The sequence below is a fragment of the Mycolicibacterium lutetiense genome (assembly GCF_017876775.1).
Lineage (GTDB): Bacteria > Actinomycetota > Actinomycetes > Mycobacteriales > Mycobacteriaceae > Mycobacterium > Mycobacterium lutetiense.
Genome location: NZ_JAGIOP010000002.1, coordinates 4,080,189 through 4,093,706 on the forward strand (window position 1 = coordinate 4,080,189; position 13,518 = coordinate 4,093,706).

The 13,518-nt window shown below is 65.2% G+C and carries 9 protein-coding genes; 5 read left to right on the forward strand and 4 right to left on the reverse strand.

Going from position 1 to position 13,518, the window contains the following annotated elements; all coding sequences use genetic code 11:
• Positions 1-69 precede the first annotated feature (69 nt).
• From JOF57_RS28990 to kstD, 3 genes are all read right to left on the reverse strand, one after another.
• On the reverse strand, positions 70-915 hold the full coding sequence (locus JOF57_RS28990) for a putative endonuclease domain-containing protein (RefSeq protein ID WP_209922836.1): 846 nt from the start codon (positions 913-915) through the stop codon (positions 70-72).
• Between the two features lie 327 nt (positions 916-1,242).
• A complete protein-coding gene (locus JOF57_RS28995) occupies positions 1,243-2,103 on the reverse strand; it encodes an enoyl-CoA hydratase ChsH3 (RefSeq protein ID WP_209922838.1) in 861 nt (286 codons plus the stop codon).
• A gap of 1 nt (position 2,104) precedes the next feature.
• Positions 2,105-3,790, reverse strand: coding sequence for a 3-oxosteroid 1-dehydrogenase (kstD, locus tag JOF57_RS29000; protein ID WP_209922840.1), 1,686 nt, complete (start codon positions 3,788-3,790; stop codon positions 2,105-2,107).
• 73 nt (positions 3,791-3,863) lie between these two features.
• On the opposite strand from kstD, the gene JOF57_RS29005 reads away from it, so the two are divergent.
• From JOF57_RS29005 to dmpG, 3 genes are read left to right on the forward strand one after another with little or no spacing between them, the layout of a single operon-like run.
• Positions 3,864-4,649: a 2-keto-4-pentenoate hydratase gene (locus JOF57_RS29005; RefSeq protein WP_209922842.1), complete on the forward strand. Its 786-nt coding sequence runs from the start codon at positions 3,864-3,866 to the stop codon at positions 4,647-4,649.
• Between the two features lie 23 nt (positions 4,650-4,672).
• Positions 4,673-5,593 (forward strand): acetaldehyde dehydrogenase (acetylating), encoded by a 921-nt coding sequence (locus tag JOF57_RS29010; protein ID WP_209922844.1) that lies wholly within the window; start codon positions 4,673-4,675, stop codon positions 5,591-5,593.
• On the forward strand, positions 5,590-6,642 hold the full coding sequence (gene dmpG / locus JOF57_RS29015) for a 4-hydroxy-2-oxovalerate aldolase (RefSeq protein ID WP_209922845.1): 1,053 nt from the start codon (positions 5,590-5,592) through the stop codon (positions 6,640-6,642). Before JOF57_RS29010 ends, dmpG begins: the two co-directional genes overlap by 4 nt.
• On the opposite strand, the gene JOF57_RS31370 is transcribed toward dmpG, so the two are convergent.
• Positions 6,639-8,342, reverse strand: coding sequence for an alpha/beta hydrolase fold domain-containing protein (locus JOF57_RS31370; protein ID WP_209922847.1), 1,704 nt, complete (start codon positions 8,340-8,342; stop codon positions 6,639-6,641). The genes dmpG and JOF57_RS31370 overlap by 4 nt on opposite strands.
• A gap of 356 nt (positions 8,343-8,698) precedes the next feature.
• On the opposite strand from JOF57_RS31370, the gene JOF57_RS29025 reads away from it, so the two are divergent.
• A complete protein-coding gene (locus tag JOF57_RS29025) occupies positions 8,699-10,801 on the forward strand; it encodes a RecQ family ATP-dependent DNA helicase (RefSeq protein ID WP_209922849.1) in 2,103 nt (700 codons plus the stop codon).
• A 943-nt stretch (positions 10,802-11,744) separates the two neighbouring features.
• On the forward strand, positions 11,745-13,376 hold the full coding sequence (locus tag JOF57_RS29030; protein ID WP_209922850.1) for an IS1634 family transposase: 1,632 nt from the start codon (positions 11,745-11,747) through the stop codon (positions 13,374-13,376).
• Positions 13,377-13,518 lie beyond the last annotated feature (142 nt).

A 13,518-nucleotide genomic window follows, 5' to 3' on the forward strand; every position in this document is an offset into this window, starting at 1 on the left:
GTGCGCGGTCAACTCCCACCGATCGATATCAATGTCACGCTAGCGTGGCCTGCAAGCTCGAAAGCCACGCTAGCGTGACACTCGTTGTGCCCGAGCGGCGATGACCCGGCGCAGAATATTCGCTTCGCGTTCGCCCGCGGAGATCCGGACGTTGATCCAGCCTTGGCGCTGTATCCGTTCGGCTCGTCGGAGGTCCCAGCCGTACCGCCTGCTGCTGGCTCGGTGTTCCTCACCGTCGTACTCGGCTGCGACTTTGATGTCTTCCCAACCCATGTCGAGGTAGGCGAACGGGTCGCCCGGGCCGTCGACAACCGGAATCTGAGTCTGCGGGGGAGGCAAGCCCCCGTCGATGACGATCAACCGCAACCAGGTTTCTTTGGGTGACTGCCCACCGCTGTCCATCAGTCCCAAGGCTGTGCGGGCGCGTTGGATACCTCGGCGTCGGGCGTGCCGCTGCACGAGCAGGTCGACGTCGGCAGCCTTGAGGTCGGTTGCGCAGGCGAGTGCGTCGAGGGCGGCCACCGCGTCGTCTCGCGGATACCAACTTCCGATGTCGAGGGCGGTGCGGGCCACCGAGGTGACCGGAATCCCGTCGATCCGGACTATCTCATCCTCTTCGATTTCCTCGGTCCGAACCCGAAGTCCTGCAAGTGGATTGCGGTTGGAGTGGATCATCTCGAACGGAGCGCCTGGGTCCACCCACCTTGCGCCGTGGACTGCGGCCGCAGAGTTCCCCGCGACGATGCCGCGTTGACGAGACCACAGCCAGCCGGCCCGGGCCCGGACGAGTGGCGTCAGTTCGGTGCCCGGACTCACGTAGACATCCCCAAAAACCCTTGTGTACCTGGTGCGCAGTGCGCTCTTGTGCAACTCGCCGGTGGCGACGGCCTCACTGCCGACGAATGGTTCCCCCATGGCGAGAAAGTGTGCAGGGCAATGCCGTATCCGTCACGTCGGTTATCCACAGGCGCTGGCGTGACGCTGGTTGTCCACAGCCGCCCTGGTGTGACAGATGACAGTCGTGGGGGGTCGTGCTATGACGTGCACGCCGTCACGCCAGAGTGTCTGTCGGCGCCCAGAGCCACGCTGGCGTGACAAAGCCATGGCCACGCTGGCGTGACAAAGCGAGTGGCAGCCAGGCCATTGCCTCGAAATGCCCACTGGTGGCCCCGAATACAACGCTGGAGTGGCCGTCGCATTCGACAGCCACTCCAGCGTGACAAAGCAGGGAAGAACAGAGAGTTAGGCCGGGACGAGCTCCACACCGGACAGCACGACGGCGTTGTCGCGGCTCGGCGCCGTGAGCACGCCGATGAACTTGCCGTCTTCCTTCCAGATGTTGGCCTGCAGCGTCTCGCCGGGGAACACCACGCCGGCGAACCGGGCACCGTAGGAAGCGACCTGGGAGACATCGCCGTCGAGCAGGTTGTCGACGATGGCCTTGCAGCCGATGCCGTAGGTGCACAGCCCGTGCAGGATCGGTCGGTCGAAGCCGGCCGCCGCGGCGAAGGCCGGGTCGGAGTGCAGCGGGTTGCGGTCACCGCACAGCCGATACAGCAGGGCCTGCTGCGGCAGAGTCGGCAACGAGATCTCGATATCGGGTGCGCGATCAGGCAGTTCGGCCGAGGTGGCCGGGCCGCGCTCGCCGCCGAAACCGCCTTCACCACGGGCGAAGATCGACCGCTTGGTGGTCCACAGAACCTTGCCGGATTCATCGGTCACCGTGGATTCGCTGACGATGACGGCGGCCTTGCCCTTGTCCCAGATCTCGGTGAAGCGCTGCTTGGACGACGCAGTGCCACTCGTCGGGATCGGGCCGGGCACGCTGACCGCCTCGCTGGCGTGCAGGACCTTGGACAGCTCGATGTCGATGCCGGGGAACTGCACCGTCGGAGCCTCGGTCATGTGGAAGCTGACGCCGACGTTGCCGAAGGTCGGCAGCACCTGGGGGGTGTTGTCGGTCAGGTAGCGCAGTTCGCGCTCATCCATCGGATCGGCGCCCGCACCAAGGCCGAGGTGGTACAGCTGGATGTCGCTACTGGTCCAGGAGAACTCGATGGGCTCCAGGTCGGCGGCGAGTGCCTTTTCGACATCGATTGGCATATCAGCCCTTTCCAGCCGCAGCGATATCGAGCGCCGCGAGGTATCCGAAGGTCATGGCGGGACCAATGGTGCCGCCCGGGCCGGGGTAGGTGTGACCCATCACCGGTGAGCTGACGTTACCTGCGGCGTAGAGCCCGTCGATCACGGAGTCGTCGTCGCGAAGCACCCGGCCGACGAGGTCGGTGCGGACACCGCCCTTGGTGCCCAGGTCACCGGGCACCATCTTGGCCGCGTAGTACGGGCCGTTCTTGATCTCGCCGAGGTTCGGGTTGGGCTTGTTGGTGGGATCGCCGTAGTAGCGGTCGTAGGCGCTCTCCCCGCGGTGGAAGTCCTCGTCCACCCCGGAGCGGGCGAACCCGTTGAACCGGTCGATGGTTGCGCCGAACGCATCGGTGGGCAGACCGGTCTTGGCGGCCAGCTCCTCGAGGGTGTCGGCCTTGACGATGACGCCGGATTCCAGCCACTTCTTCGGAATGCGTTGTCCGGGCTGCAGACCCGCGAAGATGAAGCGGTCGCGGTACTGCTGGTCGAAGATCAGCCAGGCCGGGATGTTCTCGCCGGGGCCTGCGCCCTGACCGTACTCGCCGCCGTACATGTGGTGGCAGGCCTCGACATAGGGCATCGACTCGTTCATGAACCGCTTGCCGGCCATGTTGACGATGATCGAGCCGGGGGAGTTGCGCTCGGACAGCGCGAACCACGGTGAGTCGACCAGCGGGACCGTCGGGCCCCACCACGAGTCCTCCATGAATTCCAGTGCGGCACCTTGCTTCTCGGCGGCCAGGATCCCGTCGCCGGTGTTGGCCACCGCACCCACGGTCCACTCGGTGGTGATGGGGGCACGCTGGTACTTCACCCGCATCTGCTCGTTGTGCTCGAATCCGCCGGAGCCCAGGATCACGCCGCGGCGCGCCCGGATCAGCTGCGGCTCAGCGGAAGAGTCGCGGGGATCCGCCACGTAGATGCCGCGAACGGCACCGTCCTCGATGTAGAGATCGGTCAGCGCGGTGTTCAGCTGGACCGGGACTCCGGCCTGCTGCAGGCCCATGCGCAGCGGTGCGATCAGCGCGCGGCCCATGCCGACCAGGTTCTTGCCGGTGGCGTTGGCCCAGACGGAACGGACGCCCACCTTGACGCTGCGCAGCACGCCGCGCGGATGGCGCTTGAGCTGGTTGAGCCGGACGTAGTCCTGCTGCATCACCACCATGTTCATCGGCACCTTGCCGTACGGCGGCTCCAGGCCCTTCTCGTCAACACCGAGCTTCTTGGCGTTGAACGGTTTGGGCTCGACCGAGCGGCCGGTGGCCTTGCCGCCGGACGTCTCGGGGTAGTAGTCGGAGTACCCGGGCACCCAGCACAGCTTCAGCGGTGAGTTCTTCAGGACGAAGGACAGCATCTCCGGCGAGCGGTCGAGGTAGGTGTCGATCTTCTCCGCGGGCACCACGTCACCGATGATCTTGTGCAGGTAGGTGCGGGCGGCCTCGGGGGTGTCTTTGACCCCGTCACGCTTGAGAATCTCGTTGTTTGGGATCCACACCCCACCACCTGACCGCGCAGTGGAACCTCCATAGTGCGGCGCCTTCTCTACGACTACTGTCGAGAGGCCGTTGTGGGCTGCGGTGAGGGCGGCGACCATGCCGGCAGCGCCGCTGCCGACCACGACAACGTCGTACTCCTGTCCAGTCATGTAGAACACGTTATAGAATTGACCGGCAATCCAACAACCGCCCCGGTCAATGAAGTGAGGGGAATTCACCACAATGCTTAGTGACGAGGTACGTGCCCAGCTGGCCGCCGACCTGGCCGAGGCCGAGCGCAGTCGGGTACCGATGACCCCGTTGACCGACGGCAATCCCAACATCGATGTGGTTGACGCCTATGAGATCCAGCTGATCAACATCCGTCAGCGGGTCGCCGAGGGCGCCCGGATCGTCGGCCACAAGGTCGGACTGTCCAGCAAGGCGATGCAGGACATGATGGGTGTCGACGAGCCGGACTACGGCCACCTCCTCGACGATATGCAGGTTTTCGAGGACAGGCCGATCAAGTCGTCGAATTACCTCTACCCGCGGGTTGAGGTGGAGCTCGCGTTCATTCTGTCCGACGACCTGCCGGGGGCGGGCTGCACCGAGGAGGACGTGCTCGCCGCCACGGCCGCGCTCGCGCCGGCGATCGAGCTGATCGACACCCGCATCACCAACTGGCAGATCAAGTTGTGCGACACGATCGCCGACAACGCCAGCAGTGCCGGATGGGTGCTCGGGGACGCGCGGGTCTCGCCCAAGGACATCGACGTCAGCAATATCGACGCAGTGTTGACCAACCGGGGTGAGTTCGTAGCCCAGGGAAACAGTGAGGCGGTGCTGGGCAACCCGGTCACCGCGGTGGCCTGGCTGGCCCGCAAGGTGGAGAGCTTCGGGGTGCGGTTGGAGGCCGGTGACATCGTGTTGCCGGGGGCGTTCATGCGTGCGATAGATGCACCTCCGGGCAGCGATTTCGTCGCTGAGTTCACCGGATTAGGTTCTGTACATCTTTCTTTCGAATGATGTTTCGAGGATAGGGAGCCGATATGGCTGAGAAGGCATCAGTTGCCATCGTCGGGTCGGGCAACATCAGCACCGACCTGCTGTACAAGTTGCTGCGTTCGGAGTGGCTCGAGCCGCGCTGGATGATCGGCATCGATCCGGAGTCCGAGGGTCTGGCCCGCGCCCGCAAGCTGGGTTTGGAGACCAGCCATGAGGGTGTGGACTGGCTGCTGGCTCGGGACGAGAAACCGGACCTGGTGTTCGAGGCCACCAGTGCCTACGTGCACCGTGACGCGGCGCCGCGCTACGCCGAGGCCGGTATCCGGGCCATCGACCTGACCCCGGCGGCCGTCGGCCCCGGCGTCATCCCGCCGGCCAACCTGCGCGCGCACCTCGATGCGCCGAACGTCAACATGGTCACCTGCGGTGGTCAAGCGACCATCCCGATGGTCTACGCCGTGAGCCGTGTGGTGGACGTGCCCTACGCCGAGATCGTGGCGTCGGTGTCGTCGGCCTCGGCCGGTCCGGGCACCCGGGCCAACATCGACGAGTTCACCAAGACCACCAGCGCGGGTGTGCGCGATATCGGTGGGGCCCGCAACGGTAAGGCGATCATCATCCTGAACCCGGCCGAGCCGCCGATGATCATGCGCGACACCATCTTCTGCGCGATCCCCGAGGACGCGGACCACGCTGCGATCACGCAGTCGATCAAGGATGTGGTGGCCGAGGTGCAGACCTACGTCCCGGGCTACCGCCTGCTCAACGAACCGCAGTTCGACGAACCGTCGGTGGTCAACGGTGGAAACCACCTGGTCACGGTGTTCGTGGAAGTGGAGGGTGCGGGTGATTACCTGCCGCCCTACGCTGGAAATCTGGACATCATGACCGCCGCGGCGACCAAGGTCGGCGAGGAAATCGCCAAGGAACTGGCATCAGCGGTTTCAGGAGGTGCGCAAGCATGAGTGACATTTTCTTCAACCCGGTGTGGGACGTCCGGATGACCGACACGTCGCTACGCGACGGGTCGCACCACAAGCGGCACCAGTTCACCAAGGATGAGGTCGGCGCCATCGTCGCCGCCTTGGATGCCGCCGGTGTCCCGGTCATCGAGGTCACCCACGGCGATGGACTGGGCGGGTCGAGCTTCAACTACGGGTTCTCCAAGACCCCGGAGCAGGAGCTGATCAAGCTGGCCGCCGAGACGGCCAAGGAAGCCAAGATCGCCTTCCTGATGCTGCCCGGTGTGGGCACCAAGGAAGACATCAAGGAAGCCCAGAACAACGGTGGCTCGATCTGCCGCATCGCGACCCACTGCACCGAGGCCGACGTCTCGATCCAGCACTTCGGGCTCGCCCGTGAGCTGGGCCTGGAGACCGTCGGGTTCCTGATGATGAGCCACACCATTCCGCCGGAGAAGCTGGCCAAGCAGGCCCGCATCATGGCCGACGCCGGCTGCCAGTGCGTGTATGTCGTGGACTCCGCGGGTGCCCTGGTGCTCGAAGGTGTCGCCGACCGGGTGGCGGCGCTGGTTGCCGAACTCGGTAACGACGCCCAAGTTGGCTTTCACGGCCACGAGAACCTTGGTCTCGGCGTGGCCAACAGTGTCGAAGCGGTGCGCGCGGGTGCCAAGCAGATCGACGGCTCGTGCCGCCGGTTCGGTGCCGGTGCCGGCAATGCCCCGGTCGAGGCGCTGGTCGGAGTGTTCGACAAGATCGGTGTCAAGACCGGCATCGACTTCTTCGACATCGCCGATGCCGCCGAGGAGGTCGTCGCCCCGGCGATGCCGGCCGAGTGCCTGCTGGACCGCAACGCGCTCGTGATGGGCTACGCGGGGGTGTACTCCAGCTTCCTGAAGCACGCGGTGCGCCAGGGCGAACGCTACGGGGTACCCGCCCACGAACTGTTGCTCCGCGTCGGCCAGCGGAAGCTGATCGGTGGTCAGGAAGACCAGTTGATCGACATCGCACTCGAGATCAAGCGTGAACAGGAAGCTGAAAAGGCGAAGTCCTAGAGGCTGATTGCCTCATCGGCGTCGTCTTCGACGATGCCGAGCTGTCGGTAGATGTCGTCGCGGTAGTTCGCTGACTGTGAGTTGATCGGGATGGGACCGCCTTGGGCCCAGTCGTGGATCTGGCCCATCCCGATCACCACGGTGACGTCGGCATTCGGATCGGCGTCGACCATTCTCTCGGCGTAGAGCAGCGCACCCGGTGCGGCCTGCTCGCGTGAACCCACGTAGATCGTGGTCGGGGGCATGCCCTCGGTCGGTCCGATCATCGGGTTCCAGAGTTCTTCCGGGCCGCTGGCCCAGGAGCCGTAGTACTCCTTGTCCTCCTCGGTGAGCCATACGACGGGGTCGTTCACCAACGCTACGTTCGGGTCGTTGTAGGCCGCTTCGCCTTCGAGGCCCGGGGAAAGCAGCACCATGCGGGACGGGACCCGGGCTTCCAGACACCCGGAGTCCCCGTTGCAGTCGCGGACGATCTTTTGCACGGCAAGCGCGGACAGCGTTCCGCCGGCCGAATCCGCATAGATGCTGACGTTCTCGGCACCGTAGGTCTCGACCTCGTTGGCGATGAAGTCGGCCATGGCGGGAACTGAGTTCTCCGCGGTGCCGCCGTCGGGGATCAGCGGGTAGCGGGGGACGACGACAGTGGCACCGGTCTCGCGCGCCATCTGGGTGTAGTCCATCCAGTGAATGATGTTGGGGTCGTAGACGAATCCGCTGCCGTGCACCGCGATGACGCGCTCGCCGGTGGGGTTGGGCGGGGTGATCACCCAGACGTCACCGCCCTCGTAGGTGTCCTTGGTGACCGTGAGCCCGATGGTGGTGAACCACGGCGGCGTGGGGGTGGTGATCAACTCGCCGAGCTTCATCGTGATGTTGACGCCGATGACTTGAGAGACCTGCTTGAGCGCCTCCATGCCGAACACCGTGATCTGATCGGTCAGAGACGGGCCGGGCGTCGCGATGACATGGTCCGCGAGCTCCGGTGGGACGACGATTCCCGGAGCCAGTGCGATTGGCCCCTCCGCGGTCACAGCGCTGGTGAGGGTGTTGACCTGGGTCAGGAGATCCTGCGGTTGCCGGAGGGCGTGCTCGAACTCGCGGCGTGCGAATGCCAGCATGGCCCAGGCCGCGGGAGGTTCGGCCGGGGAGTCAGGAGTGGAGTTCACCGAGAAGGGGTTCAGGACGGTGTTGATCACCGTGGAGATAGCGCCCGTGACCTCTGTTTGTACATTCTCGACTTTCGGCGGTGCGGGAGCCTTCGGTTCCGGGAACTTCGGGCCCGGAGCGGGGGTGATCGCCGACAGCGGGTGTAGCGCACTGGTGGGGGCGCCGACCTCGACCGCTACGGGCGCTTCGGGTTCGGTCTTGTCGGGCGCAACGGCAGTGTCGGCTTCGGGGTGTGATGGTGTGGCCGCCCTGGGCAAGGTGCGCTCGACAATTTTGGCCCCGCGCTTGGCCTGCGCCTTGACGGTGGGCGCCTTCACCGCCGCTCCGTCGTCGCCTGGCCGGTTGGAAGCGACCGAACCCAGCGCGTCACGCACGGCGGTGCGCAGTTCGGCCCCCACTTTGTCGATCGCGGCTCTCGGCGTCGACGCGACATCGTTGGAGTCTTCGGAGTCTTCGGAGTCCTTGGATCCGGCGGTGTGGTCCGTCTTGGCTGCGGCAGGCTTGCGCGGTGTGGCCGGGTGCTGTCGTTTCACTTTCGCTCGATCAGGCGTCTTGACCGACGGCCCCGACGGCCCCGATGGCCGAGATGAACCAGATGAAGCAGACGATGTGGACGAGTCCGCCGGGTCGGCCGCCGCCACCCCGCACCCGTTGCTCAGCGCTACCGCAGAACCGATCCCCAGGGCCACCGCCAACGCACCGACGTGCCCCACATATCCCCCCATAGGCATGGATCCACGTCTACCGGATGAGTATCGGGCGCGACGGTGTTTCCGCAAAAGTTGACAGAGATTCATGTTTAAGCGAAACGCTTAGCGCGACTGGCACTTTCGGTGATGAGGGCTCGGCGTGGTGAGCGGTGTCGGGCGTACCCGGCATCATTGGGGCCATGACAACCCGCGAGCAGGCCCAGTCGATCCTCGAACAACTGGCCGGGCCCGGGGCGGTGCTGCGCGATGATCAGTGGTCGGCCATCGAGGCGCTGGTGGTCCAGCGGCAACGCGCGCTCGTCGTGCAACGCACCGGTTGGGGCAAGTCCGCGGTGTATTTCATCGCGGCCAAGCTGCTGCGCGCAGTCGGTCGCGGCCCCACGGTCATCGTCTCCCCGCTGCTGGCGTTGATGCGCAACCAGGTGGCCGCCGCCGAGCGGGCCGGGGTGCGGGCCGCGACGATCAACTCCGGCAACGTCACCGAGTGGGACGCGATTCACCGGCAGGTGGCCGACGGCGAGCTCGACGTACTCCTCGTCAGCCCCGAGCGCCTCAACAATCCCGACTTCCGTGACAACGTGCTGCCCGCGCTTGCCGCCGACGCGGGTCTCGTGGTAGTCGACGAGGCGCACTGCGTTTCCGACTGGGGACACGACTTCCGGCCGGACTACCGCCGGATTCGAACCCTGATCGCCGAATTGGGTTCTCAGGTACCGGTTCTCGCGACCACTGCGACGGCCAACGATCGGGTGGTCAGTGATGTCGCGACCCAGCTGGGCGTCGGTGGAGCGGACACACTGGTGTTGCGCGGCGGGCTTGACCGCGAGTCGTTGCGCCTGTCGGTGGTGCAAGTGGGCACCCCCGCGCAGCGGGCCGCGTGGATCGCGGCGCACCTGGATTCCCTGCCGGGCTCCGGCATCATCTACACCCTCACGGTGGCCCAGGCCCACGATGTGGCCGCACTACTGGCCGAGCGTGGCCACAAGGTGGCCGCCTACACCGGGTCGACCGACACCACCGAACGGGAACAGCTGGAAGCCGACCTGCTCGGGAACCGGGTCAAAGCGCTGGTGGCGACGTCGGCCCTGGGGATGGGCTTCGACAAACCCGACCTGGGTTTCGTCGTGCACCTGGGGGCGCCCTCGTCGCCGATCGCCTACTACCAGCAGGTGGGGCGTGCCGGGCGTGCGACCGACAGCGCCGAGGTGATCCTGCTTCCCGGCACCGAGGATCAAGACGTCTGGAGGTACTTCGCGTCGGTGGCGTTCCCGTCCGAATCGATGGTGCGCCACGTCATCGGTGCACTGGAGACCGACCGCGCACAGTCCACCCAGGCGCTGGAACCCCTGGTCGATCTCAACCGGTCGCGTCTCGAGATGGTGCTGAAGGTGCTCGACGTGGATGGTGCGGTCCGCCGGGTTAAGGGCGGCTGGATCGGTACCGGAGAGCCCTGGAGTTATGACGAGCCCCGGTACCGGGCACTGGACGAGGCGCGCCGCCGGGAGCAACAGGCGATGCTGGACTACCAGGCCACCACCGGCTGCCGGATGGTGTTCCTGCGGGGCCAGCTCGACGATCCGGAGCTGGCACCAGACGCACGGTGCGGACGTTGTGACAACTGCACCGGCCGGCGCTACGAGGCGGCGGTGGCGCAGGACATCCTCACCGATACCGCCCAGCGGTTGTCCAGGCCCGGCGTCCTGGTGGCCCCGCGCAAGCAGTGGCCGTCCGGGCTCGCTGCGCTCGGTGTGCCGCTGTCCGGTCGCATCGCCGAGGGTGCCGGGCCGGGGCGGGCGATCGGCCGACTCACCGATCTCGGCTGGGGAGCGCGGCTCCGCCGCCTTCTGGCCGAGCCGGACGGCGAGGTTCCCGACGACGTGATCGACGCGGCCATCGAGGTGCTCAAAGCATGGGACTGGGATCAACGGCCGGCCGCGGTGATGGGGCTGGACTCCGAGACGCATCCGCTGTTGATCTCCTCGACGGTGCAGCGGCTGGCGCAGATCGGCCGGCTGACGAATCTGGGCACCCTGACCTATGCGCCGCAACGGCGGCCTGTCACCGCGGCGAATTCGGCCTATCGCGTAGCGGCGCTGGACGGTGCCTGGGAACGACCGCAATCGGGTGTCGCCGACGAGGACGCAGGAGGACACTGGGATGGTCCGGTGCTTCTGGTCGACGATATGACAGACACCGGCTGGACGCTGACCATGGCCGCGCGACTGCTGCGTGACGCCGGAGCGCCTGGGGTGTTGCCGTTCGTTCTGGCAACCGTCAGCTGACTGTTTCCAGCCTTCGCCGGAGACTTCATACGGACGTCTAATCAATTGCAAACATTGTTCGGCTGCCGGTTGTTTGCCAAACTAGCCAAAAATGGGCTGATCAAGTACTTCACCGTGTCTGAGTGAAGCAGTTGTCTGTTTGCAATCGCAAATTTGATACAAACGATCTTGATTTTGCATGTCCAAGATCATCTAAGACGGCCCTGGCTAACTCAATCCGCTTCGCCGTTGGCCGCTATTAGCCCGTATTGAAAACCCCTTACGCTATCGACAGGATTTGCTGGCCGGCGTGGGCGTCTCGGTGGCGGTGCCCTCTACCGTGCTGCGGCGCGTCTGCGGGGTTCTATGCCCTGATTGTTCGCTTCGCTGAATTGAACTACAGACGTGTCGTAGCCGTATTCACAGATGAGATCTCCGGGCGAGTCGCGGCTGCCGGGCGTGTCGTCGCGTCCGTCTGATGACGTTCGAGTGTTAGCCCCGACGGGCCGGCCCGATCGCTCGTGAAGCGCCACATGGCGAGTGTGTTGTGCCTACGCGCACGGCTTGTGGCCGCCTCGACACGACTACCCGTCGATGGTGATTGAAACTGTGTAGTTGCTGGGCATTTAGCCCCGATAATGACATTGCGTTGGTCCCGGGGTGGTATGCCGGCCGCGCGTGGAGGCGCCGCGTCGAGCGGGATGTCCGCCTCTCTCGGAAGGCTGGCTGTCGCAGCGCGGAGCGTCCCGCCTCCGTTTGCGCGCCCCGATGGCCGCAGCGGAGCACCCCTTGTCTGGCCTTGGTCGGTGGCCAGGCGCAGACTTTTCGCCGTAATCACGGTCCGTGGGTAGCCCAAACCTGACTTAGGACACGGTGTGGGGATTTTCCGATTGGCAGCGCTGTGACCTGGTTGTTTGGGTAATAGAGTGTGCTGTTTGGGGTACTAGGCCGGTAGGTTCAGGCGGTGGCGTACGTGCGGAAAGTGCGCACGACCTCCGGCGCGGTCGCGGTGCAGGTCGCGCGCAAGGACAGCGGCCGAGTGGTGATTCTGGCCCATCTTGGTTCCGCACATACTGATGCTGAACTGGGCATTCTGCTGGAGCAGGCGCGGCAGATCGTCGCTGGTGGCCAGCACGCCCTCGATATCGAGGTGGCCGCACGAGCTCAGTTGCTGACCGATGTTGGCGACTATCGGGTGCCGGCGCTGGTGGACGTGCCGCAGCCCAAGTCCGCCCCGCTGGCACCGCCCGGCCGAACGACGGCCACCCATTCTCGACTGCTCTACGACGTGATCGGCGGGGTCTATGACTGGCTGGGCTTTGACGATGTCGCCGATCGGGTGTTCCGGGATCTGGTGATCGCCCGGATAGTGGAGCCGACCAGCAAGCTCGACGCCAACCGGGTGTTGACCGATCTGGGCGTAAATACGGTGTCCTACCGCACAATTCAACGTCACCTCGACCAGATGGGGGCGGGCAAGTATCGGGATCTGATCGCCGAGAAGTGCTTTGCCTATGCCACCGACTGCGGCGGCCTGAGCCTGCTCCTTTATGACGTGACGACCCTGTACTTCGAGGCCGAGTCCGAGGATGACCTGCGCAAGGTTGGCTACTCCAAAGAGCGCCGGGTCGATCCGCAGATCGTGGTGGGCCTGCTGGTGGACCGGACCGGGTTCCCACTGGAAATCGGCTGCTACGAAGGCAATACCGCTGAAACGACCACCATCGTCCCGATCGTCAAAGGCTTCCTCGAACGCCACAGGTTGGACGGCACTCCGATGGTCGTGGCTGCTGATGCCGGCATGCTCTCAGCAACCAACCTCAACGCCCTCGACGAGCTCGGATTGTCGTTCATCGTCGGCTCCCGCTCCACCAAGGCTCCTGGGGATCTGGAATCCCATTTCCATTGGAACGGTGATGTTTTCGCCGACGGGCAGATCATCGACACTGTTACACCGCGGCACGGCAACGCGAAAGTCAACAACACCGCGCTGCGGGCTGAACCGGTCTGGGATCCCCAGGCCCATCCGGGTGCGTGGCGGTCGATCTGGGCATACTCGGCCAAACGGGCACGGCGTGACCAGAAGACCCTGGCCGCCCAAGAGGCCCGCGCCCGCGCCATCATCGAGGGCGAAAAGAAGGTCAAATCAGCACGATTCGTCAAAATCCGCGGCGATGACCGCAGTTTTGATGAGGCCAGCCTGGCTCGCGCGCAATCCCTGGTCGGACTCAAGGGCTACGTCACCAACGTGCCGGGGGAATTGATGCCGGCCGGCGAGGTGATCGCCAAGTACCACGACCTGTGGCACGTCGAGAAATCGTTTCGAATGTCCAAAAGCGACCTCCGTGCCCGGCCGATGTTTCACTACACCCGCGACGCCATCGAGGCGCACCTGACCATCGTGTTTACCGCCCTGGCTGTCTCCCACGCCATCCAGGCACGTACCGGGCTGTCCATCGGCAAGGTCGTCAAGCAGCTCCGGCCGCTGCGCAGCGCCACCATCAGCATCAACGGTGCCATCCAGACCTTCCCACCGGAAGTCCCCACCGCCCAACGCGAAATCCTGGCCCACCTCGGTATCAAACCGGGGTACTAGGCCAAATGTCCTAAGTCAGGTGCCGGGCGTGTCGTCGCGTCCGTCTGATGACGTTCGAGTGTTAGCCCCGACGGGCCGGCCCGATCGCTCGTGAAGCGCCACATGGCGAGTGTGTTGTGCCTACGCGCACGGCTTGTGGCCG